24 protein-coding genes are annotated in these 24,920 nt (G+C 69.7%); 16 read left to right on the forward strand and 8 right to left on the reverse strand.

Features of this window, described 5'->3' with window-relative positions:
• The first annotated feature begins 262 nt into the window (after positions 1-262).
• Both PA27867_RS13290 and PA27867_RS13295 read left to right on the forward strand, forming a co-directional pair.
• Positions 263-1,264, forward strand: a complete 1,002-nt coding sequence (locus tag PA27867_RS13290) for a LacI family DNA-binding transcriptional regulator (protein ID WP_066597097.1) — start codon at positions 263-265, stop codon at positions 1,262-1,264.
• A gap of 73 nt (positions 1,265-1,337) precedes the next feature.
• A complete protein-coding gene (locus tag PA27867_RS13295; protein ID WP_066597098.1) occupies positions 1,338-1,673 on the forward strand; it encodes a hypothetical protein in 336 nt (111 codons plus the stop codon).
• A gap of 197 nt (positions 1,674-1,870) precedes the next feature.
• On the opposite strand, the gene PA27867_RS13300 is transcribed toward PA27867_RS13295, so the two are convergent.
• Positions 1,871-2,533 (reverse strand): HAD family hydrolase, encoded by a 663-nt coding sequence (locus PA27867_RS13300; protein ID WP_066597101.1) that lies wholly within the window; start codon positions 2,531-2,533, stop codon positions 1,871-1,873.
• Positions 2,530-3,495: a TIGR03557 family F420-dependent LLM class oxidoreductase gene (locus PA27867_RS13305; protein WP_066597102.1), complete on the reverse strand. Its 966-nt coding sequence runs from the start codon at positions 3,493-3,495 to the stop codon at positions 2,530-2,532. The genes PA27867_RS13300 and PA27867_RS13305 overlap by 4 nt, the downstream gene beginning before the upstream one ends.
• Before the next feature lie 595 nt (positions 3,496-4,090).
• On the opposite strand from PA27867_RS13305, the gene PA27867_RS13310 reads away from it, so the two are divergent.
• The 5 genes from PA27867_RS13310 to PA27867_RS13330 all read left to right on the forward strand — a co-directional run bounded on the left by PA27867_RS13310 (position 4,091) and on the right by PA27867_RS13330 (position 9,939).
• On the forward strand, positions 4,091-5,119 hold the full coding sequence (locus tag PA27867_RS13310; protein WP_066597104.1) for an iron-siderophore ABC transporter substrate-binding protein: 1,029 nt from the start codon (positions 4,091-4,093) through the stop codon (positions 5,117-5,119).
• Positions 5,120-5,163: 44 nt separating this feature from the next.
• The gene (locus tag PA27867_RS13315) at positions 5,164-6,165 is read left to right on the forward strand and encodes a FecCD family ABC transporter permease (RefSeq protein ID WP_236900709.1); all 1,002 of its coding nucleotides are present in this window, start codon (positions 5,164-5,166) and stop codon (positions 6,163-6,165) included.
• Positions 6,162-7,217: a FecCD family ABC transporter permease gene (locus PA27867_RS13320; RefSeq protein WP_066597109.1), complete on the forward strand. Its 1,056-nt coding sequence runs from the start codon at positions 6,162-6,164 to the stop codon at positions 7,215-7,217. The genes PA27867_RS13315 and PA27867_RS13320 overlap by 4 nt, the downstream gene beginning before the upstream one ends.
• Positions 7,214-8,023 (forward strand): ABC transporter ATP-binding protein, encoded by an 810-nt coding sequence (locus PA27867_RS13325; protein WP_066597111.1) that lies wholly within the window; start codon positions 7,214-7,216, stop codon positions 8,021-8,023. Before PA27867_RS13320 ends, PA27867_RS13325 begins: the two co-directional genes overlap by 4 nt.
• Before the next feature lie 857 nt (positions 8,024-8,880).
• On the forward strand, positions 8,881-9,939 hold the full coding sequence (locus tag PA27867_RS13330; RefSeq protein WP_066597112.1) for a magnesium and cobalt transport protein CorA: 1,059 nt from the start codon (positions 8,881-8,883) through the stop codon (positions 9,937-9,939).
• Between the two features lie 165 nt (positions 9,940-10,104).
• On the opposite strand, the gene PA27867_RS13335 is transcribed toward PA27867_RS13330, so the two are convergent.
• The gene (locus tag PA27867_RS13335) at positions 10,105-10,491 is read right to left on the reverse strand and encodes a VOC family protein (RefSeq protein WP_066597114.1); all 387 of its coding nucleotides are present in this window, start codon (positions 10,489-10,491) and stop codon (positions 10,105-10,107) included.
• A 229-nt stretch (positions 10,492-10,720) separates the two neighbouring features.
• Between PA27867_RS13335 and PA27867_RS13340 the strand changes: the two genes are divergently transcribed.
• The 6 genes from PA27867_RS13340 to PA27867_RS13365 all read left to right on the forward strand — a co-directional run bounded on the left by PA27867_RS13340 (position 10,721) and on the right by PA27867_RS13365 (position 17,387).
• Positions 10,721-11,029: a hypothetical protein gene (locus tag PA27867_RS13340; RefSeq protein ID WP_066597115.1), complete on the forward strand. Its 309-nt coding sequence runs from the start codon at positions 10,721-10,723 to the stop codon at positions 11,027-11,029.
• A gap of 86 nt (positions 11,030-11,115) precedes the next feature.
• On the forward strand, positions 11,116-12,228 hold the full coding sequence (locus PA27867_RS13345; protein WP_084021136.1) for a hypothetical protein: 1,113 nt from the start codon (positions 11,116-11,118) through the stop codon (positions 12,226-12,228).
• Positions 12,229-12,509: 281 nt separating this feature from the next.
• The gene (locus tag PA27867_RS13350; RefSeq protein WP_157109229.1) at positions 12,510-12,950 is read left to right on the forward strand and encodes a hypothetical protein; all 441 of its coding nucleotides are present in this window, start codon (positions 12,510-12,512) and stop codon (positions 12,948-12,950) included.
• Positions 12,951-13,333: 383 nt separating this feature from the next.
• Entirely contained in the window at positions 13,334-13,933 is a 600-nt protein-coding gene (locus PA27867_RS13355; protein ID WP_157109230.1) for a hypothetical protein, read from the forward strand.
• 85 nt (positions 13,934-14,018) lie between these two features.
• Positions 14,019-14,906, forward strand: a complete 888-nt coding sequence (locus tag PA27867_RS13360) for a DUF2510 domain-containing protein (RefSeq protein WP_066597121.1) — start codon at positions 14,019-14,021, stop codon at positions 14,904-14,906.
• Positions 14,907-15,053: 147 nt separating this feature from the next.
• Entirely contained in the window at positions 15,054-17,387 is a 2,334-nt protein-coding gene (locus PA27867_RS13365; RefSeq protein WP_066597122.1) for a putative bifunctional diguanylate cyclase/phosphodiesterase, read from the forward strand.
• 261 nt (positions 17,388-17,648) lie between these two features.
• Here the strand turns inward: PA27867_RS13365 and PA27867_RS13370 are convergent, their stop codons facing one another.
• Positions 17,649-18,221 carry a dihydrofolate reductase family protein gene (locus PA27867_RS13370; protein WP_066599921.1) on the reverse strand — a complete coding sequence of 191 codons (573 nt, stop codon included), beginning with the start codon at positions 18,219-18,221 and terminating at the stop codon, positions 17,649-17,651.
• Positions 18,222-18,380: 159 nt separating this feature from the next.
• Here PA27867_RS13370 and PA27867_RS13375 point away from each other — a divergent pair, with 159 nt between their 5' ends.
• Positions 18,381-19,238 carry an LLM class flavin-dependent oxidoreductase gene (locus PA27867_RS13375; protein WP_066599924.1) on the forward strand — a complete coding sequence of 286 codons (858 nt, stop codon included), beginning with the start codon at positions 18,381-18,383 and terminating at the stop codon, positions 19,236-19,238.
• Between the two features lie 208 nt (positions 19,239-19,446).
• Positions 19,447-19,935 carry a DUF2809 domain-containing protein gene (locus PA27867_RS20290; RefSeq protein WP_084021138.1) on the forward strand — a complete coding sequence of 163 codons (489 nt, stop codon included), beginning with the start codon at positions 19,447-19,449 and terminating at the stop codon, positions 19,933-19,935.
• Between the two features lies 1 nt (position 19,936).
• Here PA27867_RS20290 and PA27867_RS13380 read toward each other — a convergent pair whose 3' ends face one another.
• From PA27867_RS13380 to PA27867_RS13395, 4 genes are all read right to left on the reverse strand, one after another.
• Positions 19,937-20,737: a nuclease-related domain-containing protein gene (locus tag PA27867_RS13380; RefSeq protein WP_167550844.1), complete on the reverse strand. Its 801-nt coding sequence runs from the start codon at positions 20,735-20,737 to the stop codon at positions 19,937-19,939.
• Positions 20,738-21,240: 503 nt separating this feature from the next.
• On the reverse strand, positions 21,241-21,909 hold the full coding sequence (locus PA27867_RS13385) for a winged helix-turn-helix transcriptional regulator (protein WP_066597123.1): 669 nt from the start codon (positions 21,907-21,909) through the stop codon (positions 21,241-21,243).
• 5 nt (positions 21,910-21,914) lie between these two features.
• Positions 21,915-22,361 carry a VOC family protein gene (locus tag PA27867_RS13390; protein ID WP_066597128.1) on the reverse strand — a complete coding sequence of 149 codons (447 nt, stop codon included), beginning with the start codon at positions 22,359-22,361 and terminating at the stop codon, positions 21,915-21,917.
• 142 nt (positions 22,362-22,503) lie between these two features.
• Positions 22,504-23,259: a GntR family transcriptional regulator gene (locus PA27867_RS13395; RefSeq protein ID WP_236900710.1), complete on the reverse strand. Its 756-nt coding sequence runs from the start codon at positions 23,257-23,259 to the stop codon at positions 22,504-22,506.
• A gap of 132 nt (positions 23,260-23,391) precedes the next feature.
• Here PA27867_RS13395 and PA27867_RS13400 point away from each other — a divergent pair, with 132 nt between their 5' ends.
• Positions 23,392-24,603, forward strand: coding sequence for an MFS transporter (locus PA27867_RS13400; RefSeq protein ID WP_066597130.1), 1,212 nt, complete (start codon positions 23,392-23,394; stop codon positions 24,601-24,603).
• The last annotated feature ends 317 nt before the right edge of the window (positions 24,604-24,920 follow it).

The following is a 24,920-nucleotide window of genomic DNA, read 5'->3' on the forward strand; positions in this document are numbered from 1 at the left end:
CTTTGAGCTGTGTTGCGGCCTGGCCGGGTCAGACGACGGGTCTTCGTGCTCGTGCTGCGCGGCATGAAAAGAATGCAAGCTAATCTCAAATCTGTCAAGTAACCGATTACTTTGTAGTGATTGATCTTCACGGGCAAAATAGAAAAAACCTGATAGCAACGCTTTAAAGACATATGTTGCGAACTTATAACGGCAAGTAATCGCTTACGCAGTGCATGCGCGCTCACTGTATGCTGGGCAGCGTAGATAGCGAGGAGGGGCCGTGAGCGTCACGCTAAAAGACGTCGCCAGTGTGGCGGGAGTGTCGACGGCGACGGTTTCCCGCGCGCTGCGTGGGTTCGCGACCGTCGACCCGGAGATCCAGCAGCACGTACAGCAGGTCGCCGACCGCCTCAACTACGTTGGCTCGCCCGCGGCAGCGGCCCTGTCAACCGGTCGCGCGGACAGCATCGGCGTGATCACGCCCTTTGTGGACCGGATGGCGTTTCAACGCATGCTGACAGGGATCGAAAGCGCGTTGCGGGGAACCAACATGGACCTCCTGTTGTACTGCACCGGGGACCCCAGCGACCCGCACCCCGTTCCGCCCCGGAAACGTCTAGCGCGGAGAGTCGACGGCTTCATCGTGCTGTCCCTCGCCCTGCACAGCCCCGATGTCGAAGAGATCTCGAAGCTAAAGATGCCGTTAGTTCTGTTCGGCGATCAAGGCCCGTGGGGCTCGAGCGTTCAGATCGACGACCGTGCCGCGTCCGTCGTCGCGACCGAACACCTCATAGGCCTCGGCCACTCTCGTATCGCCCTGATTCATGGCCGCGAGGCGCACGATCCTGGTGTTCTGGAATACCAGCGCCACCTGGGTTTCAACGACGCCATGGCGCGCGCTCACCTCACCGTTGATCCGGCGATGGTTGTGCCGGGCGCCTTTACGATCGCAGGGGGCGCACAGGCTATGCAAAGGCTGCTTGACGCTGCCGATCCCCCGACCGCAGTCGTCGCTTTCTCTGACGAAATGGCTTACGGAGCGATCCGGGCATTGCGGGACCGCGGCCTGACGCCGGGTCGCGACGTGTCGATCATCGGCTTCGACGGCCATGAGACGTCCGCCCTGCTCGACCTCAGCACGATCAACGTGCCATTCGAGGACATCGGCGCCCTGGCCGCGCGCAAGCTGTTGGACGAGATTCACGGCCTCGAGGCCGACAACTCGGGTGTCACGATACTGGAGACGGTCTTGACTGCGCGGTCAAGCACCGGCACGTTGTAACTTTCCGGCCTTCAGTACATGGTGCCGCGGCTGACGCGGAGATAGTAGGCCACCGGAGCCACGTGGCGGCGAAGTGGTGCGCTACGCAGCCCAGCACGGCAAAGGACGGGTCGCCAAGGTCATCACCGCCGGGGCCGTTCCGCCGCTAATGGCAATGACCGACAGCAATCCCGAGGGCACCCCATCGAGGCGTTCGACGGCATCCGCGCCGGTGTACTCAAGGACCGCTCGCAGTTCTACCAAGACCTCACCGAGGCCGATCTTCCTCGCGCATGGTGACGACGACCAGATCGTGCCGATCGCCGCGGCAGCGTTGAAGTCGGCGGAGCTGGTGGAGCACGGCACGCTCAAGGTCTACCCGGGCGCTCCGCACGGGGTCTACCGCGCCTACCAGGGCGAGTTCGACTAGGACATGCTCTCGTTCATCGCGGAGTGGGCGTTCTCCGCAGGTCGGGCCTGTCCCACTGGTCGAGCTTGTCGAGACCGGGGGCGCGCCCGCGTCCGCAGGTCGGCTCACGAGGTCTCGACAAGCTCGACCGACGATGGGCCGGCTCGATCAGGGAAGCCAAGCTCGACCGACGGTGGGCGGGGCGGCTCGGCGCCGGGTCAGGCGCTCAGGCCCAGGGCATCGAGTTGGTCGAGGAGTGCGGCGGGGCCCTCGAAGGTGGTCCAGGCGCCGGCGTCGACGAGGAGCTCGTCGGCGATACCGCCTGAGAGCACGCCGAGCGACCGCACCCGGGCCCGGGCCGCCGCCTGCATGTCCCACACCGAGTCGCCGATGAAGAGCGCCTCGGCGGGCTCGACCCCAGCCCGTTCCAAGGCCACCCGCACGATGTCGGGGTCGGGCTTGGCCACATCCACGTCATCGGAGTTAGTCGTGGCGTGGATGGCGTCATCGGAGTCGAGCAGATCGAGCAGGATCTTCAGCTCCTCCTCGGGCGCCGAGGTGGCGAGCACCACCGTGATTCCCCGCTCGGCCAGGGCGGCGAGCAGTTCCCGCGCCTGCGGAAAGACCCGCAACCGAGGCGCGAGTTGCTTGTAGTTCTCGGCGTGCAGCTCCTTCGCCCGGCTCACCCAGTCGTCCGGCCGCTCCCCCACCAGCGACGTCAGCAGCTGGCCGGCATCCTGCCCGATCGACCGGTGGATACGCCACGCCTCGACGTCGGTGTCGAGCGTCTGGAAGGCGCGCTGCCAGGCGTCGATGTGCAGGTAGTTGGAGTCGACCAGGGTGCCGTCGATGTCGAAGAGCACGGCCTTCGCCGGGCTCATCGGGTGCTCTCGGCGAGCAACCGGGGCCGCAGCTCCTGCTCGAAGAAGTCGAAGAAGCCATCCTGGTCGGGGCCGGCGTTCATGAGGGCGATGTGGTCGAAGCCGGCATCCGTGAACTGGCCGATCACCTCGAGGTGCCGGTCCACATCCGGGCCGCAGGCGAACTGCTCACGGATGTCGTCCTCACGCACCGTGGCGGCTGCGGCCTCGAAGTTCACCGGGTTCGGCAGCTCGCTCATCACCTTCCAACCGCCGAGCGCCCAGGAATTGGTGGAGTGGGCGGCCTTCACAGCGGCCTCCTCGGTGCGCGCCCAGGCCAGCGGCGCCTCGGCGAAGAGCGGCCCGGTGCCGCCGGCGTCACGGTATCCGGTGACGAGGTCGGCCTTGGGCTCGGTGGCGAAGAGCCCGTCGCCGTGCTCGGCCGCCAGCGCGACGGACCTGGGCCCGCTCACCGCCACGGCCATGGTGGGAAGCACGTCGGGCAGATCGAAGACACGGGCGTCTTCGAGCTTGAGGTACTTGCCGTCGTAGTTTTGGTAGCCGCCCTTCCAAAGCAACCGGATGATGTCCAGGGCCTCGTCGAAGGTGGCGTGCCGCTCGTGGATACCGGGGAAACCGCGACCGACGATGTGCTCGTTGAGGCGCTCACCAGCACCGACACCGAGGGTGAACCGGTTGTCGGAGAGGAGCGCCAGGGTGGCAGCCGCCTGGGCGATGATGGCCGGGTGGTAGCGCACGCTGGGGCAGGTGACCCCGGTGGCGAGCTCCAGCGTGGTGGTCTTCGCGGCGATCACACTGAGCACGTTCCACACGAACGGCGAGTGGCCCTGGGCCTCCACCCAGGGGTGGAAGTGGTCGCTCATCTCCACAAAATCAAAGCCGGCCTGTTCGGCGCGCACGGCTTGGCGGACGAGTTCCTGGGGACCGAATCCCTCGGCGATCAGCTTGTATCCGATTTTCATCCTTCAACGGTACGGACCCGCACCGACACCGACAACCCGGTTGCGTGGCGCGCGGCCAGTGCGATACGTGCGAGAGCCCTGCTGGCGGTCGAGGGCGCCGAGGTCCCGAGGCCCATTCTGCTGTCGCAACGGCCCTCACCGGGTCTCGACAAGCTCGACCGACGGATGGCCGCGACTCGAGAGCGGGTCACCAGGTCTCGACAAGCTCGACCGACGGGACGGCCGCGACTCGAGAGCGGGTCACCGGGTCTCGACAAGCTCGACCGACGGGACGGCCGCGACTCGAGATCGGGTCACCGGGTCTCGACAAGCTCGACCGACGGGATGGCCGCGACTCGAGAGCGGGTCACCAGGTCTCGACAAGCTCGACCGACGGGACGGGCGAGACGGGCGCGACGGACGGGACAGCCGCGACCCATCGGTGATCGAGCTTGTCGAGATCCAGCGACTTGCGGACGGGCCGCAGCGTCCTGGTAAGGTTAGGCAACCCTTACGCAGCGCCCGGGCTGGACCCCTGCGCGCGACGGCGGGGCGCGGCATCACAGCGCCGTCGGTCCACTCCCTGACCCTTTGCACCACGATCACGAGGAAAACCATGCCCCGCGCATCCGCTTTCATAGCCTTCACGGCCGCCGCCGTTCTCACCCTGGGACTGGCGGGCTGCTCGTCCTCCCCCGCCGCCGACTCGGCCGACGCCGCATCCGGCGACTTCACCCCGATCACCATCGAGCACGCCTTCGGCGAGACCGTGATCGACGCCAAGCCCGAGCGCGTGGCCACCGTCAACTGGGCCAACCAAGAGGTGCCGCTGGCCCTCGGCGTGGTGCCCGTGGGCATGGCCGCAGCCACCTGGGGTGACGATGACGACGACGGAATGCTGCCCTGGGTGAAGGCCAAGCTCGATGAGCTCGACGCCGAGACCCCCGTGCTCTTCGACGAAACCGACGGCATCGACTTCGAAGCCGTCGCCGACACCAATCCCGACGTGATCCTCGCCGCCTACTCCGGCCTCACCCAGGAGGACTACGACACCCTCAGCGCCATCGCGCCGGTCGTGGCCTACCCGGAGAACGCCTGGGGTACGTCTTGGCGCGACATGATCTCGCAGAACGCCGCCGGCCTGGGCATGGTCGCCGAGGGCGACGATCTCATCGCCGAACTCGAGACCGAGATCGCCGACACCGCCGCGAAGTACCCGTCGCTCGAGGGCAAAACCGTCATGTTCCTCACCCACGTCGACGAGGCCGACCTCAGCGAGGTCAGCTTCTACACGACGCACGACACCCGCACGATGTTCTTCGACGACCTCGGCATGGTCAGCGCCCCGAGCATCGTCAAGGCCTCCGCAACCACCGACCTGTACTCGCTCACCCAGAGCGCCGAGCAGGCGGATGCGTTCAACGACGTCGACGTGATCGTCACCTACGGCGGCGCCGACCTGGTCGCCACCCTCGAGGGTGACCCGCTGCTCTCGCAGATCCCCGCGGTGGCCAACAAGTCCATCGTGAACCTCTCCGGCGACGGCCCCATGGGCACCGCCGCGAACCCCACCCCGCTGTCGATCTCGTACATCCTCGACGACTACGCGGCACTGCTCGCCGCTGCGGCCGACAACGCGAAGTGACCCTTCTTTCCCCTGTTTCATCAGCCGCTTCGAGCGTCGCCCGTGTGCGACGCCCGAAGCGGCTGCGGTCGTTGTGGCTGCTCGCCGCACTCGGTGTGCTCACCCTGCTGATGCTGGCGTCGATCACCATCGGCTCCCGCGAGGTCGGCTGGGATGACATTCTCGCGGCGCTCGGTGGGGCAACGGCTGGCTTCGACCGCGCCGCCGTCGCCACCCGCATCCCCCGCACGCTGCTGGCCGTGGTGGCCGGGGCCGCTCTGGGCATGTCGGGCGCGGTGATGCAGGGCGTGACCCGCAACCCGCTGGCCGACCCGGGCATCCTGGGCGTGAACGTGGGCGCGGCCCTCGCCGTGGTGAGCGGCATGGCCTACTTCGGGCTCAGCAGCGCCACCTCGATGATCTGGGTGGCCATCGTGGGCGCCGGCGCCACCGCGCTGTTCGTCTACACGATCGGCTCGCTCGGCCGCGGCGGCTCCACCCCGCTCAAACTCGCGCTGGCCGGGGCGGCCACCTCCGCGGCGCTGGCCTCGTTCGTCACCGCCGTGGTGCTGCCCCGCAATGACATCGCCGGCAGCGTGCGCTCCTGGCAGATCGGCGGCGTCGGCGGGGCGACGATGGAGAACATCCGCGTCGTGGCGCCGTTCCTGATCGTGGGTTTTGTGCTCAGTTTCCTCTCCGCCCGGGCGCTCAACGCGCTGGCGCTCGGCGATGACCTCGCCGCGGGTCTGGGCGAACGGGTGGCCGTGGCCCGCGGCGCTGCGGCGATCGGCGCCGTCGTGCTCTGCGGCGCGGTCACCGCCGTGGCCGGGCCCATCGGCTTCGTCGGGCTCGTCGTGCCGCATGCCTGCCGACTTCTCGTGGGCGTCGACCACCGTTGGCTGCTGCCGTTCTCGGCCGTGCTCGGCGCGGCCCTGCTCACCGGGGCCGACGTGATCGGCCGCATCATCGCCCGGCCCGCGGAGATCGACGTCGGCATCCTCACCGCCCTCATCGGAGCCCCCGTGTTCATCTACATCGTGCGCCGCCGCAAGGTGCGTGAACTGTGAGCCTTCTGGCGACCCACCCGACCGGTTCGACGGCGCAGACCGTGGCCCAGAGCCGCGCGCGCCGCCGCATCCGTCACCGCACCGTGATCACCGTGCTGGCGCTGCTCATCGTGGCCGGCTACCTGGTGAGCCTGATGGTGGGCCAGACCAACTACTCCCCCGCCGATGTGCTGGGCGTGGTGTTCGGCCAGGACGTGCCCGGCGCCGGTTTCACGGTGGGCCGGCTGCGGCTGCCCCGCGCCACGCTGGCCGTGCTCGCCGGGCTGTGCTTCGGCCTGGGCGGCGTGACGTTCCAGACCATGCTGCGCAACCCGCTGGCCAGCCCCGACATCATCGGTATCAGCTCCGGCGCCAGTGCCGCCGCGGCGTTCGCGATCATCGTGCTGGGCTACGGGTCCACCGCGGTCTCGATCGTCGCCATCGTCTCGGGTCTCGTCGTGGCGCTGGCCATCTACGCTCTGGCGTACAAGGGCGGGGTGGCCGGCACCCGGCTGATCCTGATCGGCATCGGCGTGGCCGCGATGCTCGACAGCATGACCGCGTACGTGCTCTCCCAGGCCGCCGAGTGGGACCTGCAGGTGGCCATGCGCTGGCTCACCGGCAGCCTGAACGGCAGCACTTGGACGCAGACCCTGCCCGTGTTCGTGGCTCTTCTGGTGCTCGCACCGGTGCTGCTCGGCCAGTCCCGCAACCTGTCGATGAGCCAGCTCGGCGACGACACCGCATCCGCGCTGGGGGTGCGCGTGGAACGCTCCCGAGTGATCATGATCATCGCCGCCGTGGGGCTCATCGCGTTCGCCACCGCCGCGGCCGGGCCCATCGCGTTCGTCGCATTCCTGGCCGGACCCATCGCATCCCGCATCGTGGGACCCGGCGTCTCGCTGCTCGTGCCGGCCGCGCTCGTGGGCGCGCTGCTCGTGCTGGTGGGCGACTTCGCCGGCCAGTACGCGTTCGGCACCCGGTTTCCCGTGGGCGTCGTCACCGGTGTTCTCGGAGCGCCGTACCTGATCTATCTCATCATCCGCACCAACCGCGCCGGAGGCTCCCTGTGACAGTCATTCATACCCTCGCGGTGGAGAACCTCACCCTCGGCTACGGCGACCACACCGTGATCGACGGCCTCGACCTCGTCGTGCCGGCCGGGCGGATCACCGCGATCGTGGGCGCCAACGCCTGCGGCAAGTCCACCCTGCTGCGCTCGATGTCGCGGCTGCTGCCGCCGCGGGCCGGCCAGGTGCTGCTCGACGGCAAGCAGGTGCACCGGATGCCCGCCAAGGAACTGGCGCGCACGCTGGGGCTGCTGCCGCAATCACCGATCGCGCCCGAGGGCATCACCGTGGCCGACCTGGTGGGCCGCGGCCGCAACCCGCACCAGCGGATGTTCTCCCGCTGGAGCGCTGCGGACGACGAGGCCGTCGCCGCGGCGCTCGACGCCACCTCGACCGCGGTGCTGGCGGACCGGGCCGTGGACGAGCTCTCCGGCGGCCAACGCCAGCGGGTGTGGATCGCGATGGCGCTGGCCCAGCAGACCGACCTGCTGCTGCTCGACGAGCCCACGACGTTCCTCGACGTGAGCCACCAGATCGAGGTGCTCGACCTGCTCACCGATCTCAACCGGGCCCGCGGCACCACCATCGTGATGGTGCTGCACGACCTCAACCTCGCCGCCCGGTACGCCGACCACCTGATCGCCCTGGCGGATGGCCGCGTGCATGCGGTAGGCACCCCGCACGAGGTGCTCACCGAGGAGACGGTGCAGGCGGTGTTCGGGCTCTCGAGCCGGGTGCTCGAGGACCCCACCTCCGGCCGCCCGATGATGCTGCCCATCGGCCGGCACAACGTGGTCGCGCCGGTCTAACGGCTCGCGGGGTCTCGACAGGCTCGACCAGCGTGTCGGCTGCGTCCCGCAGGCTGTCCCGCGGGGTCTCGACAGGCTCGACCAGCGTGGGGTTGCGTTGCCGAGACCGGCTCGCGGCGGTTCTGCGTGACGCGCCCACACGGTGGTTGAGCTTGTCGAAACCTGGTGACCTGGCCTGCGAATGCTGCGGCAGAGTCCCCGAGACCGACCCGCGGGGTCTCGACAGGCTCGACCAGCGTGTCGGTTGCGTCCCGCAGGCTGTCCCGCGATGACCTCGACAGGCTCGACCAGCGTGGGGTTGCGCTGCCGAGACCGGCTCGCGCCTTCCCTACGTGACGCGCCCACACGGTGGTTGAGCTTGTCGAAACCCAGCGACCCGCCCTGCGGATGCCGCGGCAGAGTCCCCGAAACCAGCTCGCGGGGTCTCGACAGGCTCGACCAGCGTGTCGGTTGCGTCCCGCAAGCCCGCTCGGGACCGTCCTGGGATGGCCGGTGCACCCCGTACGGCTGAATGCGCCAGCTATAGGTGGCGCATCCCGCCGTACGGGGTGCAGCGAAGCGCGCCGCATCCGTCGTTTTCGGGTGGTACGGTATTCGAGGCCCAGGCAGGGCCACGACACACTTCGATCGAAGGCGGGTGAGCGGCCGTGGCTGGTGATAGTCCGCGCTCCATCTCCCCTGCGGGTGTCGTCTTCGTCCTGTCTCTCTGACTTCATCGGGAGCAGCCCGCGCTGAGATGGTGCGCCTCCTGAACCTCCCTGCGTGGGGTGGCCTTCCGTCTGCCGTCGAGTCCTGACGCGCGGTTCCTCCCCCGGCTTGCTTGCGCGCTCTCGTCGACCGACCGACGGAGTACGACCATGGCACTCATCGACAACGGCATCTACGTGACCGGACGACGCACCGCGAGCCCGCACAGCCTCGACGAGACCTACGCGCAGTTACACGCGCATGCCGGCATGGCATGGATCGGCCTGTACCGCCCGGATGCGAGTGAGATCCGCAGCGTGGCCGACGAGTTTTCGCTGCATCCGCTGGCCGTGGAGGACGCGCTCAAGGGCCACCAGCGGGCCAAGCTCGAGCGCTTCGGTGAAACGTTGTTCGTGGTGCTGCGTCCGGCCTGGTACCTCGACGCCGAGGAGACCGTGGAGTTCGGCGAGGTGCACGTGTTCATCGGGCCGGGCTTCGTGGTGACCGTGCGGCACGCCGAGAACCCCGACCTGGCGAATGTGCGCCGCCGGATGGAGTCGAACCCGGCGCTGCTGGCCCGCGGGCCCGAGGCCGTGCTGCACGCCGTGCTCGACGAGGTCGTGGATGGCTACGGGCCGGTGATCGCGGGCCTGGAGAACGACATCGATGAGATCGAGGACCAGCTCTTCGGCGGCGAACCGAACGTGTCGCGGCGCATCTACCAGCTGCTCAGCGAGGTGATCGCGTTCCAGCGGGCTACCGGGCCGCTGCGCGGCATGCTCGAGGGGCTGCTGCGCGGCTCGGACAAGTACCGGGTCGACGAGGAACTGCAGCGCTCGTTCCGCGACGTGCTCGACCACGTGCTGCGTGTGGGCGAGCGGGCCGACTCGTTCCGGGTGCTGCTGGAGAACGCGCTGACCGTGCACTCCACCCTCGTGACGCAGCAGCAGAACGACGAGATGCGCCGGCTCTCCGAGGCCGGACTGGCTCAGAACGAAGAAACCCGACGGCTCACCGAGGTGAGTTTGGCGCAGAACGAGGAGGTGAAGAAGATCTCCGCGTGGGCGGCGATCCTGTTCGCGCCTACCCTGGTGGGCACCATCTACGGGATGAACTTCGACAGCATGCCCGAGCTGCACTGGCAGTTCGGGTACCCCCTGGCTGTCGCCGCGATGGCGCTGATGGGGCTGGGCCTCTGGGGCATCTTCAAGCAGCGCCGCTGGCTGTAGCCCGGCGAGGGCGTGAGGCGGGCGGTGCGGCCCGACGTGGCCGCTGACGGATGCGTTCGCCCGCGGAGTCCACTCATTTGCGGACTTCGCACAGTGAAACGGCCCGGGCACTGTGCGAAGTCCGCAACTGAACGCAGGGGCCGCCGCTGCGCTCCCGTCCCGACCTCAGACCGGGCTGACCAGCTGGATCAGGTTGCCACACGTGTCGTCGAACACCGCGGTGGTCACCGGGCCCATCTCCGTCGGCGACTGCGTGAAGCGCACCCCGAGCGCCAGCATCCGGTCGTACTCTGCAGCGACGTCATCGACGGTGAACTGGGTGAACGGGATGCCGTCGGCTACAAGAGCTTCGGTGAACGGCTTCACGGCGGGGTGGCCGCTGGGTTCGAGCAGCAGCTCGGTGCCGTCGGGGTTCTCCGGCGACACCACCGTGAGCCAGCGGTCATCCCCCAGCGGAATGTCGTGCTTCGTGGTGAAGCCGAGCACCTCGGTGTAGAACTGCTGCGCCTTCGCCTGGTCGTCGACGAACACGCTGGCCATCTGAATCCTCATGTCGTTCCCTCTTCCTGTTAGGGCGTCACTTGCGACGAGTGCGTACAGGCGACGTCTTCGCGAAACGCCGCATCCGCCGCCCTCGACACCGGCGTGTGGCGAGAATCTCCGCATTCACCGCCGCGACGCGGGCTTGGTTCCACTCTGACGGATGCCCGTCCCACTCGGCAAGGCCGCTGGACCCAGCCCAGGGGGCCAGCCGCGCGGCCCGCACAGTAGCCTGGGCACCATGACCGTTGAGGACAGCACCGGAGCACCCGGCGGGACCTCCGCGCCCCGCTACTCCGGCAAGGCGGTCCTCGCGTTCCCGGCCGGATTGGTCGCGGTGTTCCTGCCTGCGCCGTTCAACATGCTCCTCGGCGGTATCGCGGTGCTCATCGCCGGGGCCGCACGGCGGGAGCTGCGACAAGACGAAACGCTGCGCGGCACGGCGTTCTCGCTGCTGGGCTTCCTCCTCGGCGCGGGCGTGCTTCTCGTGCAGATCGGCCCCTGGGTTCTGGCGAACGCGATTCTCGCGCTCAGCAATGTGGTGCCCTGAGCCGACACGCGCGGCATTGGCCGGACGGTACCCTCGAGAAGGGGTCGGGTGTCGGCGCCCGAGCACATGGGGTGGGACGGATGCCGGTGACCGAGCACAGCACGACGACGTTTCGCACCCAGGCGCTCACCGAGCGGGTCAGCCGCCGCGCAGTGCGCCGGTGGTACCGCCCGTTCGCCGACCAGCATCCATCGGTGCGGAGCCCGTTCACCCCGGCGCGGCGGGTGGCCGCTTTCGTGGGTGGCGCCGCCGCGGTCATCGGCCTACTCGCCCTGGCCACGGGGGTGTCGCAAGAGGTCGACGAGGGCAGGCCGGACATGGTCGGTCAGCTGCTGGGCATGTCCGTCATCGGCGGCCTGCTACTGATCGCGGGCATTGTGCTGGCCTGGTTCTACGTCCGCACCACCACGCGCCGGGGCACCCCGATGAGGCACTACCGGCTGGCCCGGTTCGCGGCCCAGAACGTCATGACCTATCGGCCCGGACCGCTCTCCGGCGCACACCTCACACCGTGGGCCGACCGGGGGTCCCTCTCGCTCACTCGAGTGATGCGCACGGCGTCACCGCGCTCGCTCGAGTTCGCCAATTACGAGCTACGCACCGGCCCGGCCGGAAGCCGGAACACGCAGTTCGGTGGTTTCTGCGCCGTGCGACTGACCACATCCCTGCCGCACATCGTTCTGCAGGCGCGCGGCGGTCCCCTCTTCTCCGCGGCGACACTGCCCGCCAGCAGCCAGCGCCTTTCGCTGGAGGGCAACTTCGATGACCACTTCACGCTGTACTGCCCCGCTGAGTACGAGCGGGATGCGCTCTACCTCTTCACCCCTGACGTGATGGCCCGCCTCATCGACCGGGTTCGCGGCTTCGATGTGGAGATCATCGACGACTGGCTGTTCTTCGTCACCAGACGCGACGTGGTCACCCTGAATCCGGGGACCTGGCAAGGGCTGGCGGATGCGACATCCGCGCTCAGCGACAAGATTGCCCGGTGGGAGCGCTGGCGAGACGACCGGCTGCCAGAGGTTACGCCCGGCTCGACCGTGGGCGCGGAGGCGACGGCAGGTGCCGCTGCCGCTCCGGCCGCGACGGTGGCCAAGCCCGGGCGTCGACTGCGGATGTCTCTGGGCGCGCGGGCGCTGATCTGGGCAGTCCCCGTTGTGGTGCTGCTGGTTCTCGTGGTGCTGGCCAATCTGCTCTAGCGCTCGGGCGTGAGCCGAGCGGCTCGGGATCGGCGCCGGGCATCGCCGGATTATGAGGAGATCGGTCGGTTATGAGGACCTTCTGCGCGAGAACGTCCTATTAATCCCGCTATTGCCTCTGAACGAGACGCGGTCCCGCCCCGGACGGGGTTCTGGCGCCGCCTGGTGCACACCGCTAGCCTCGGCGGGTGTCGACCACGCCCACTGCGCAGACCGCTGCCGAGCACCTACCACTGGTCTTTCACGGTCCACCCGGCTGGCCCACGCCCACCCTCGAGTGGGTGAACACCCACCTGGGCTGGCAACCGCCGCCGGGCTGGGTGCCCGTACCCGGCTGCCCGCACTCGCCGCCGCGCTGGACATTCTGGAGCCGCAACGAGGCGGCCTGGCAACGGATGGCGCGCCCCTACCTGCGCCGTGCCCGCCGTTCGGCTTCGCTGGGTGTCATCGCCCTGTTGGGCGGGATCGTGGTGACAACGGCTGGTGTCCTCCAGCCCGTGCTGCCACCGCTGTTCTCACCCATTGAGCAATCGCCCGTGCTTCGCGTCCTGGCCGGAGGACTGATTCTGGCAGCGCTGTTGCAACTCACCCAAGCTCGCGCGTCGTCACGACGGATCCAGGACGCGCTGCTGGTGAACGTCCGCGAGGGCGCGGAGAGGGTCAGAATCCAGTCCGACCGCGAGCACTACGAGCAATACCTACGTTCCAACGGCGACGACTGATGCGGCCGGTACGGATGTCGGTGGAGACCGCCGCGGCGCTACTGGAGGTCGGGCCGATGGCGACTCGCGCGGAGGTGGACCGGGCATTCAGACTGCGGGCGCGGGTCTGCCACCCAGACCGGTTCGCCGGATCCTCCCAGGCCGAGCAAGCGGCGGCGAGCGCCGTCTTCATCCGGGTCTGCGATGCCCGGGAGGCGTTGCACCGACGAATAGCCGACGACGCCGCACGGTCTGCGTCCGCGGCTCGCGCCGCCAGTGCCCCTCGGCCCGGACGGCCGTCTGGCGCAGGCCAGACAGCACAACAGGGTCGGCATTCCAGCCGGCCAAGCGACTCGCGCGTCGGCGCCGAAAATAGCGAACCGTTGCCACGCCAGGCACGCACCATGAGCTTTGCCGACTACGTTCGCGCCAGGGATGCCGCCTCCTGGGTCTACGCGAACCCCTTAGGACAACCCGGCGATCCGACGACACGCGTGTATCCCGCACGGCCCAGCGGGCCGCGGGACTGGGCTCCCCCGGCTCCGCCCGGAGCCACCGGCGAGCCCTGGCGCCCCGCGCCCCGGCGTTCCCGCACGCCGTGGCTGGTGCTCGTCGCGGTGGTGGGGGTGCTCGGGGTGGGCGCGTACCTGGCGATGCTGCTGAGCGACCAGCTCTCCCCTGGCATCACCCAGGTGCTGGCTCCACCGCCGGTTGAGGCCGCTACCGACATGATGCTGAAGGCATCCGTGCTGCCGGTGGTAGACCACGCGACCCTGATGGCGAACTGCACCTCGGAGTTCGGCTGTTGGGTCTGGTCGGTCACGACCCGGGCGGACTGTCCCGTCGCGACCGTGACCGTGGGCTTCTCCGACACCCCCGACGGTGTGGCCACCCGCACCACCACCAGGCAGGTGGCCGCACAAGCGGAGGTCCCCTTCCTGATCGTGGAGGAGGGTGTCAGCACGGCGGCGGAGTTCGCGGGCATCCAGACCATCACCTGCTGACCCGCCCCGCCCCGCACTGGGGTGAGCGCCCGGGGTCCGCGGCAGCCACTCTGGAGGGTGGGCAAACGCCCGATCGGGGGATCAGGTGGGCGAGCATCCGGGATACGTGGCTCCGGCCGGGTGGTATGTCGACCCCGGCGACGGTGGCCAGCTGCGCTGGTGGAGCGGCCTGGACTGGACCGACCACTGCGCGCCCATGGTCGAGCACCGGGCCGATCCCGACCCCCGGCCGTCGGTCGGCGACGACCGTCGGCAGACCAGCGGGCGCGACAGCGTCGACACGGATGCGCCGCCCGGCACCTCGGATGCGTCCCCCGACCCGGATGCCTCGCCACGCACCTCTGCCACGGATGCCTTCCCAGACGCGGACCCGGACCGCCCGCTGACCCGGCGCGAGCGCCGCCTGCTGGACGAGCAGGCGGATGCCACGCGGGCGCTGCCGCCGCCGGTGCCGCGGATCGCGCCCATCACCAGCTACGGCTGGGACCGGGAGTCGGACCCGTCCGAGGACCGGTTCGGGTACCGCATGTCCGCGCAGCCGGCCGATCGGGAGATCCCCGCCGACCGGTACCTCGACATCCCCAGCCGCTGGAGCAGCGCATCCGTGTGGCTGATCGCGTTCATGCCCTGGATCTCCCTGCTGACCGCCTTCGCGGCGCTCATGCTGGTGGCGGTGTCGCCGGCCGCTTGGTGGTGGCAGCTCGGCGCGGTGCTGCTGCCGTTCCTGCTCACCCTGGCGGCGGCCCAACGGGATGTGCTGCGTCTCCGCATCTGGCGGCATCGCACCGTGGCGCACTGGGCCTGGTCGTTGCTCGGCGCGCCGGCATACCTCATCGCCCGCACCGTGGTGCTGCGCCGACATGCCGGGCTCGGGTCCGCCCCGCTGTGGGTGTGGCTGGTGAACCTGCTGCTCGCGTCGGGCGCCGTGCTGTACGTGCTGACGCTCGTGGGTCTCAGCTACCGGGTCCCCTAAGACGCCGCCCAGGGCCGGTTCTGCCAGTGGGCCGGCGACACGGCGCGGGACCAAACACTGAGCGCGACTCACTGCTACGTTCGACGAACATGTCGGTGCGCACCCAGCCACTTTGCCGGCAGTTCAGCACGATAAGGACACACTCGGATGGTCGCAGTCGCGCAAACCGGCACGGAAAACAGGCTCCGCCGGACCGGCTCGACCACAGCCGGACGCACCCTGTGGCGCCGGCCCACCGGCATCCTGCAGGGCACCCGCTGGCTGTTCACCTGGCTGGGCCTGCTATCGCTGGCGGTCAGCGTGCCGGCGCTGCTGCCCATGGTCACCGTGAGCCCGCTGGCGCTGCTGTTGGCGGTCGCATCCGTTCTGGCGCTGGTGGGGTCTTGGGTCTACGGGTTCCTGCGACAGCAGGTTCCGTTCGCGCTCGAGGTGGTCGACGCTGTCGCGCTCACCGCGTTCGCCCTGGCCGGGCCGGTGCCCTCGGCGGCGGCCCCGCTCATCTTCGCGGCCGCGTGGCTGCGCACGCTCTACGGTTCGGCGTGGCGGTCCGTGGCCCGCGGAGTGCTGTATTCGGCGGCGATCGTGGCGATCACCGCGCTGTGGCCGTTGCTGTCCGCCCACGCCACCTCCCCGGACTGGACCCGGCAGGCCGGCACACTCTCGATCATGCTGCTGACCATCCTCGTGGCCGGACAATTGCGCACCGGGCTGCAGTCGCACGACTGGGCCATCGAACGCGACAAGGCCCTCACCGAGACCGGCGCACGGCTGCTCGGCATCACGGATGCCGCCCAGATCCGCGCCCTGGCCTGGACCACCGCCACCGAACTCGGCGAGTGCACCCCGGGACTCCGGGTGCTCAAGGTCGTCAGCACCGGCGACGCGCTGCAGGTGGACGCCCTCACAGGCGACTTCGCCACGCAGCCGTCGACGCTGCCGGCCGAGGTGCTGAGAACAACCGGTTCCGATCAGGCCGTGCAGATCGTGCGTCCCGGCCCGCTCAACGACGCCGTCGGAGCCACTCTCATCTGGGTGGGGGTGCCGCTGACCGAACAGGACGAGGACGCGTGGCTGCTCGTGGGCGCGCCCAAACGCATCCCGGAGGGCACCATCACCTCGGTGCGCAGCCTGGTGAACCAGGTGAACCTGGCGTTGCGCAACAGCCTGTCGCACCACCAACTCACCGCGCAGGCGCTGCGGGATACCCTGACCGGGCTGGACAACCGGCTCTCGTTCACGAACCAGTTGGGCGTGCAGCTTGCCCGCCACAACGCATCCGGCGGCCTGCACGTTCTGTTTCTCGACCTCGACGACTTCAAAGACGTCAACGACCAGATGGGGCACCGCGCCGGCGACACCGTGCTCACCGAGGTGGCCGATCGGTTGCGGCACTGCACCCGGCCGCAGGACATCTGCGCCCGGCTCGGCGGCGATGAGTTCGCGGTGGTGCTCACCGGCACCACGGATGCCGCGGCTGCCGCGATCGCGCAGCGCATGGTGGACTCGCTGGCCGCGCCGATCATCGTGAACGGCCGGCCCTGCCGGGTGGGCGCCAGCGTTGGCGTGGCCACCGCCATCCCCGACATCGACCTGGACGAGTTCGTGCACCAGGCCGACGTGGCGATGTACACCGCAAAGGCCAACGGCAAGGGCCAGGTGCAGCTGTACCAGCCGGGCCTGCTGCAGAACGAGTCGACCCTGGTGTCGTTCGAACGCCAGCTAGGCCGCGCGGCCGGCGGCGGCGAACTCGTCGTGCACTACCAGCCGATCGTGTCGCTCACCGATCTGCACTGCACCGGCGCCGAAGCGCTCGTGCGCTGGCAGCACCCGGAGCGCGGGCTGCTGCGGCCGGCTGAGTTCATTCCGCTGGCGGAGTCCACCGGCGCGATCCTCGGCGTGGGCGCGTTCGTGCTGCGGCGCGCCTGCACGGATGCGGTGACCTGGCCGGAGTCCCGGCCTGGCGTACCCATGACGGTGCAGGTGAACGTCTCGGCGCGGGAGCTGGAGTCCGACCACTTCGTGGACTCGGTGCTCTGGTGCCTGGCCGACAGCGGGCTGCCCGCCGAACGGTTGGTGCTCGAGCTCACCGAGACGGTGGTGCTGGAGTCGATCGCGGCGGTGGAGCGGCTGCGGACCCTCGTCACGCACGGGATCCAGATCGCCATCGACGATTTCGGCACCGGATACTCATCGCTGGCGACGCTGCGGTCGCTACCGATCACCGTGGTCAAGCTCGATGCGAGCTTCGTCGCCGGGGCGCTGAGCAACTCGGTAGACCACACCGTGGTGGAGGCGATCGTGCAGATGACCGCGAAGCTGGGTATCAGCACCATCGCCGAGGGTGTCGAGCGGCTGGACCAGCAGGAGCTGCTGGCGCAGATCGGCACCGATGCGGCCCAGGGCCACCTCTACTGCCAGGCGGTTCCGCTGCCCGAGCTGCGGGACTGGCTGGCACGCGTCGACCGGGGCCACATCAGCTAGGCACACCGTTCGGCGGGCACATCCGCTGAGCCCACCGCTACTGCCGCTGGTCGAGCTTGTCGAGACCCCGCGAGCCGACCTGTGAACACACCTCTCCGGGTTTCGACAAGCTCAACCGGCGAGACAGGGCGCCGGGTTTCGACAAGCTCAACCAGCGAAACTCAGGCCAATCCTGCGTCGCAACCATCTCGTCGGTCGAGCCCGTCGAGACCCCGCAAGCCGCCGGTTATCGCGCCACACCGGCTCGACGAACGTGACCGGCTACTCGGCCGAGAGCACCTCGTAGGTGGACTGCGTGAACCCGGCGCCGAGTTCCCGGCTGCCCACGTGTCGCAGGTGCACATCGGTGCCCAGCGGGCCGAACAGCGGGATGCCCGACCCGAGCAGCACAGGCGCCCGGGTGATGGTGATCTCGCGGATCAGGCCCGCGCGCAGGAAACTCTGGATCGTGCGGCCGCCGTCGACGTACACCCGGCGGCGCCCCTCCTCCTGCAACGTCGAGATCACCTCGGCGAGGGTAGCGTGCACGGTCGTGTCGGGCTCTTGCTCGGCATCGACCCGGCGCAACAGGGTGCGGCTGAGCACGAGCACCCGTTTGCCGGCGTAGGGCCATTCGGGAAAACCGCGCACGGTGTCGAAGGTGCCGCGGCCGACCACCATGGCGTCGATCCCGGAGAAGAATTCGTCGTAGCCGGTCTCGCCGAGCGCATCGCCGGCATCGGTGAGCCAGTCCAAATCACCGTTCTCACGGGCGATGAAACCGTCGAGGCTGGTGCCGACGAAGACACAGCCGACCACGGGTGCGTCAGGGTTGGAGGACTCGGTGTTGCTCATGCCAGCACGGTAGCAGCGGCCGCCGACATGGTCGAGGGGGCCACGGGAGCCCACGGGGGTGCCGATGCCGGCGGATGGTTCTACCGTCGTGTCTACGGTCGTGCGGAGACGACCGCTCGGCTGCGCGAAGGCCAGACCGGCGCGGAAAGGGAGAATGACATGAACGGCGACTACGGGAAACCGTTGAGTTTCGGCACCTTCATCACGCCCTCCGCCGCCGACCCGGCCGGCACGGTGGCGTTGGCCGTGGCTACCGAGCGGGCCGGGCTCGACCTCGTCACGTTCCAGGACCATCCGTACCAGCCCCGTTTTCTCGACACCTGGACTCTGCTCGCCTGGGTAGGCGCCCGCACCGAACGCGTGCACCTGGCCGGAGATGTGCACAATCTCCCGCTCCGGCCGCCCGCCGTGCTCGCCCGGGCGGCCGCGTCGCTCGACCTGCTCACCGATGGGAGGATGGCCCTGGGGCTGGGCACCGGCGGGTTCTGGGACGCCATCGTGGCCATGGGCGCGGACCGGCGCAGCCCCGGTGAGGCGGTGTCGGCTCTGGAGGAGGCGATCGGGGTGATCCGCGAGATCTGGAACACCGACGCCCGCGGCGGCATCTTTCGCGACGGCGAGTTCTACCGGCTCAGCGGCGCCAAGCGGGGGCCCGCACCGGCGCATCCGATTCCGGTCTGGCTCGGCGCGTACGGCCCGCGGATGCTGCGGCTCGTCGGCAGCACGGCCGACGGCTGGCTGCCCTCGCTCGGCCGGTTGGCGTCGCCGGAGCTGCTCGGCGAGGGCAACGCCCGCATCGACGACGCCGCACGGGCGGCCGGACGTGAGCCGGCGAGCATCCGTCGCCTGCTGAACGTGGCGGCCGACGACGCCGAACCGGAACGGCTGGCGGAGCTCGCGCTCGGCTACGGAATCGACACGTTCATCGTCGCTACGGACGACTCGAGCGCCATCGCCCGGCTCGGAGAGACCGTGGCGCCGGCCACCCGCGCGCTCGTGCACGCGGCCCGTCGCTGAGCGGGAATCGGAGGCTATTTACGCGGTCAGCGTCGAGTTTCGCTCGACAGAGGTTCGACGAGGGCGGGCTGGAACCCGGGGCGCGGGGAGCGCGACCCGGGTGCCGCGCGCGTGGGCCGTCCCGGTAAGGGTCGGCCGCGCTCCAGCGCAACACATTCGTAACCCAGAGCGGTGCCTGGCATGCACTTGGGCACGATACGGTGTGGCTATGGGACGCAAGATCGGCACGTCGGACCTCGGCAGCGTGAGACCGATCTTCGGCATGGGCGACGAGCGCGACAATCCGCTCCTCGAGCTGGCACCGGTCGAGCCCACCGCGGCGCAGCTCATTGTGCGGCGTCGCCTGACCCTGGCCGCAGCCGCCGGTCTGATTCTGATCACCGGACTCGTCGTGACCTACGCAACCGTCGGATTCGTGGGTGATCTGGTCGGCGACGCGCTCTACGCGGTGCTCATCTTCCTGCTCGTGTCGTTCATCCTCGTGCGGATGAACAGCTGGCGGGTGGCCTTCATCGCGATCCTGATCTGCGCGAGCATCGAGCTGTTCCAGCTCACCGGTCTGCCCGTCGAGATCGCCACAGTGTTTCCCCCGGCGCGTTTCGTGCTCGGCACCGCTTTCGATCCCCTCGACCTGGTTGCATACATAGTCGGGGTTCTCGTGGCCGCCGGCGTGACCACCTGGCGCCGGTTGGACTGAGTCAGCCGCCCAGCATCGCCTGTTCGATCAGCAGGGCCGCGGTCACCGCGCCGCCGCACAGCCCGAGCGAAGCCACGATCGACCAGCTCACCCGGCGGATGCGCGCGCGGCGCACCTGGCCGTCGAGCGCGGCGAACCGGGCCATGACGTCGTGGGGCGCCGGACTCGGGTGCTGCCGCCAGGTGGCCGGGCTGTCCAGGATCACGACAGCCTCGGCGATCTCGTCATCGCTGAGCACCGGCTGCAGCTTGAGCAGCCAGCGGCGGAGCACCCGGGCGTCGAGGACTTTCACCTGCACGGGCTTGTCACGGAAGGTGATCTGCTTGGGGTCGACCAGCGCGATGACGGGTTGCACGGGCGCGAGCAGAGGCATCCGTTCACGCAGCACCGTGGTGACCCGCTCGGCCTCGTGTTCGGCGGCGGGCAGGTAGGCCTTCTTGTGGCCCGAGACCATCACGGTGCGCGTGCCCACCCAGATGTGCTTGCCGCAGTGATGCTTGGTGTTGATAGTGAAGATGCCGCCGGGGCCCACCAGGATGTGGTCGATGTCGGTGTCGTTCTTGCCGATCGGCACCGCGTGGAAGGCGGTCCAGTCGGGCGGGAGGGTGGCCAGCACCTTGCCCACGGTGATCTCGCCCTGTGCGCCCAGGTACCAGCTCACGCTCTCGGGGCACAGCGGTGACTTGCCGAACAGCCGGGCCACCGGGGTGCGCGGCGGCACCGCGGTCTGGCGAGAAAGGAGGTGTTCGATGACCAGTTGGGCTGCGACGCGATTGCGCATGGCGGGTGGGTGCAGGGTCACAGTGCTCCTTCGGGCGTGCCCGGACACGGCTGCGCCCGGGAGTTGCGCGTGGACGGGGCGGTCGTGCAGAGACTGCCTCCAAAATGTGCGCCGCTTCGGGGCGTGCAAACCATCCGGGGAGCAGTGCGGGCGAAACGCCCACCGCGTTCGGTGGTCTGAGGTTAGCGAGAGCGGAGCCCCCGGCGGCACCCCCATAACGAGGCACGGCGCACACCGGATGGCCGTGGCCCAGGCCCCGGCGCGGCAATCCCGCGCCTCGACGCACGACTGTTGCCCGATCGGACAACTGGTGCCGGTGCGCCGGGTGCAGATATCCGTATCGGTACCAGTTAGGGCCGGCCGGACCGGGGATCTCGGTGGGGATCGACGGCACGCAACGGCCGTCCGGCACCTGGTGGTGGGGTGCGCGGGCACGGCGCCGCTTCGCCCCCTGCGCGCCACCCGCGCAGCGGCGCCCGGCCCGCGAATCGCTCCACCGGACCCGCCCCGGGGCCCGGGCCGGGTCAGGCGGCCAGGTGGAAGGTGCTTGCGAAGCGGGTGAGCAGGGCGCGGCGGCCGCGCAGCACCTCGACGACGCCGGTTTCGATCGCGCGTTCCGGGGCCAGCTCCCCCAAGATGAGCCGGCGGATGTCCGGACCTGCCGCGAAGGCAAGGTCGACGGGGCCGTCCCCGCGCGCCACGTCGAGGCTGGAGCCCCCGCGCGTCACGTCGAGGCTGGAGCCATCGACCCGGATCAGCAGCTCGGCTTCCCCGAACCGGGCCGCGTAGGCGGTCGCCGGCAGGGTCTCCGCCACGTGCGCCCGAAAGGCGGTGCGCAGATCCATCGTCATCGAGTCGGGCGTGATGACCTGCTCGGCGCGTGGGTCGCCCAGGGCCTTGAAGCCCCAGGCCCCGAGCGCGAGCACCACCGGCTCGAGCTCGCGGCCGTACGGGGTGAGTTCGTAGACGATCACGCGTGAGTGCGGCACCCGGCGAATGATCCCCGCCGCCTGCAGTTCCTTCAACCGGGCCGCCAGGATGTTGCTCGGGATCCGGGCGAGTCCCGCGGCGAGTTCGCCGTAGCGGCGCGGCCCCACGAGTAGGTCCCTTACGATGAGCAGCGCCCATCGCTCGCCCACGAGCTCAAGTCCTCGCGTGACGCCGCCGTACTGTCCGTAGTCGCGTGCCGCCATGTGCCTCAGTCCTGCGCAGTCGCCTGTTGGGCCGCGAAGGCTTCGGGGCCCTGGGCGGCGGCCACCGGATCCATCCAGCCGAACTCGAGGGAATTGCCGTCGGGGTCGGTGAGCTGGCGCTGGTACATGAAGCCGTAGTCCGAGGCCGGCTGCGGCTCCGCTCCGCCGGCGGCGATCCCATCGACGATCGACTTGTCGACCGCCTCGCGGCTGTCGAGGAAGATCGCGGTCGACGCCGTGGGGTGCACCGCCGGGTCGCCGATGGGCAGTTCGGTGAAGGTCTGGAAGTACTCCCGCACCAGAATCATGAAGTAGCTGTGGTCCTCCTCGACGACGACGCAGGCCGCGTTGTGGTCCGAGAACGCCGGGTTGATGGTGAAGCCGATCGCCGTGTAGAACGCCTTCGCGCGCTCCAAGTCGGTCACGGGCAGGTTGACGAACATTGAGGGCATGATGGTCTCCTTAGTGAGTCCCGTTGGTGTGTCCGTTGCTGCCAGCGATACTTGCAAAAAGCAAGTGAGCTGTCAAGGGTCCGCTTCAGCCCGCAGGACGCAGGAAGCAGGACGCAGGACGCTGCCCGCAGGACGCAGGCCGTCAGTGAACGGCGCCCACCGGCGCATCCGCCACGATCGCCAGACCGTGTCCACGCAGCCGGCGGGTGTCGGCGGCGAGCGCGGCGAGCAGTCGGTCGTTGGTGCCACGGATGTGGTCGGTCAGTAACCCGGCGGCGGCGTCGGCGTCGCGAGCCTCCAGCGCGTCGAGCACCGCGCGGTGCTCCCGCCAGGCCTGTTCGCGGGCGGCCGGGGTGCGCACCTCGAGCCACCGGGTGCGGGCCAGCCGGGTCATGGCATTGCGTACGGCGTCGACCATGACGGGGTTGCCGGAGAGCCGGCTGAGCTCCACGTGGAAGTCGCCGCCGGCGCGCACGCCCTCCTCGGCGTCGTCATCCCCGCTGGTCGGCGCATCCGCCACGTCGGCCCTCACAGCGCGCGCGGGACGCGCGGCGTCGAGCACCGCGGCGAGAACGGCGATGTCGTCGTCGGATGCCCGCACGACCGCCAGGCGCACAGCGGCGGCCTCCACGGCCTCGCGCAGCTCGGCCAGCGCGCCGATCTCGGCGAGGTCGATGGGCGAGACGATCCAGCCGCGGCCGTCGCGTTGCACGAGCCCCTCGGCGTCGAGCCGGCCCAGCGCGGCGCGCACGGGCGTGCGGGACGCGTCGAAGCTCGCCTCCAGGCCGCGCTCGGTCAGGCGCTCCCCCGGCGCGAGCTGCAGCGACAGGATGGCCGCCCGCAGCCGGTCGTACAGCTGCACGGTCTGCGAGCTGGCCCCGTTCGCCGTCATCATCATTCCCTTCCTCAAACCCCACCCCCTCCCGCGAACTGTGTTCGCGGATGGGGCGGGCTGCGCTGGCGGCATTCGTCAATTTGGTATACCACCGTGGTGTACCAGAAGATTAGCAGGAACCCTCGAGGAGCCACCATGACCGCCAGCCCGACCACCGACACGCAGATCGTCAGCGCTCGCGCCTGGGTCGTGCTCGCTCTCGGGGTGGCCGCGCAGACCGCCGGTACGGTCTTCGTGAGCGCCCCGGCGTTCCTCATCCCGCTGCTGCACACCGAGCGCGGGCTCACCCTGGCGCAGGCCGGGTTGCTCGCCGCCATCCCCACCTTCGGCATGGTGCTCACGCTCATCCTGTGGGGCGCGTTGGCCGACCGTATCGGCGAGAAGTGGGTGATCGCCGGCGGGCTGCTGCTCACGGCGCTTGCGGCCGGCGGCGCGATCCTGTCCGAGGGCTACATCGCGCTGGGTGTGTTCCTGCTCCTGGGCGGCATGGCCTCGGCGAGCACCAACTCCGCCAGCGGACGCATCGTGGTGGGCTGGTTCCCCAAGCACAAGCGCGGACTCGCCATGGGCATCCGCCAGATGTCGCAGCCGCTCGGCGTCACCGTGGCGGCCGTCACCATCCCGGTGATCGCCGCCGCTTCCGGGGTGGGCGCCGCCCTGGTCGTGCCGTTCGCGCTCACCGCGGTGCTGGCTCTCGCCTGTGCCATCGGGCTGGCCAACCCGCCCCGCGTCGCCCCGCCGGTGGGCGCCCCGGTCGTGCCTGCGCGCAACCCGTACCGCACCAGCGGTTTCCTCTGGCGCATCCACGCGGCATCCGTTCTGCTGGTGGTGCCGCAGTTCACCATCTCCACCTTCGGGCTGGTCTGGCTGGTGAGCGACCAGGGGTGGGATGCGCTGGCCGCCGGCGTGCTGGTGGGCGCCGCGCAGTTCGTGGGCGCGATCGGGCGCATCGTGATCGGCGTGGTCAGCGACCGGGTGGGCAGCCGGGTGCGGCCGCTGCGCTGGGTGGCGGTGAGCGTGGCGAGCGTCCTGCTCGTGCTGGCCGCGGTGGATGCCGCGCACTGGGGCGCCGCCGCCGTGGTGTTCGTGCTGGCGACGACGGTGACCGTGGCGCCGAACGGGCTGGCGTTCACCTCGGTGGCCGAAATGGCTGGCCCGGGCTGGTCGGGCAAGGCTCTGGGCGTGCAGAACACCGGCCAGTTCATCGCGGCGTCGCTGGTGGGGCCGCTGATGGGTGCGCTGATCGGCGTGGTCGGCTACCCGCTCACGTTCGCCACTGCGGCGATCTTCCCGGCCCTCGCGGTGCCGGTGGTGCCCCGCGCCCACGCCGAGCACGACCACCTTTAGTCGGTGCGGATGCGGCGGCGCGCCACGGCCGTCGCGAGCCGGATGCGTGTAGCCAGCGCGGTGGCCGCATCCGCGAGTTGCCGGAAAGTGCCCCTTCAGCGCCCACGAGAGGGCACCATGCGGCAACTCGGCAAAAAGGTACTTGCTGACGTGCCGGGAAGTGCCCTCTCGACATCCGGGAAACGGCGTTATGCGGCAAGTCAGCGACGAGGCAGGAGGCGCAAGTCGCGCGGCGCTGAGCGGCGCGCCAGCATCCGCGCCGGTGCGATGTCCGCGACGACGGTGGCGCGGGGATGGCAACGGCACCGGCGCGGAAG

The sequence above is a fragment of the Cryobacterium arcticum genome, from assembly GCF_001679725.1.
Classification (GTDB): Bacteria; Actinomycetota; Actinomycetes; order Actinomycetales; family Microbacteriaceae; genus Cryobacterium; species Cryobacterium arcticum_A.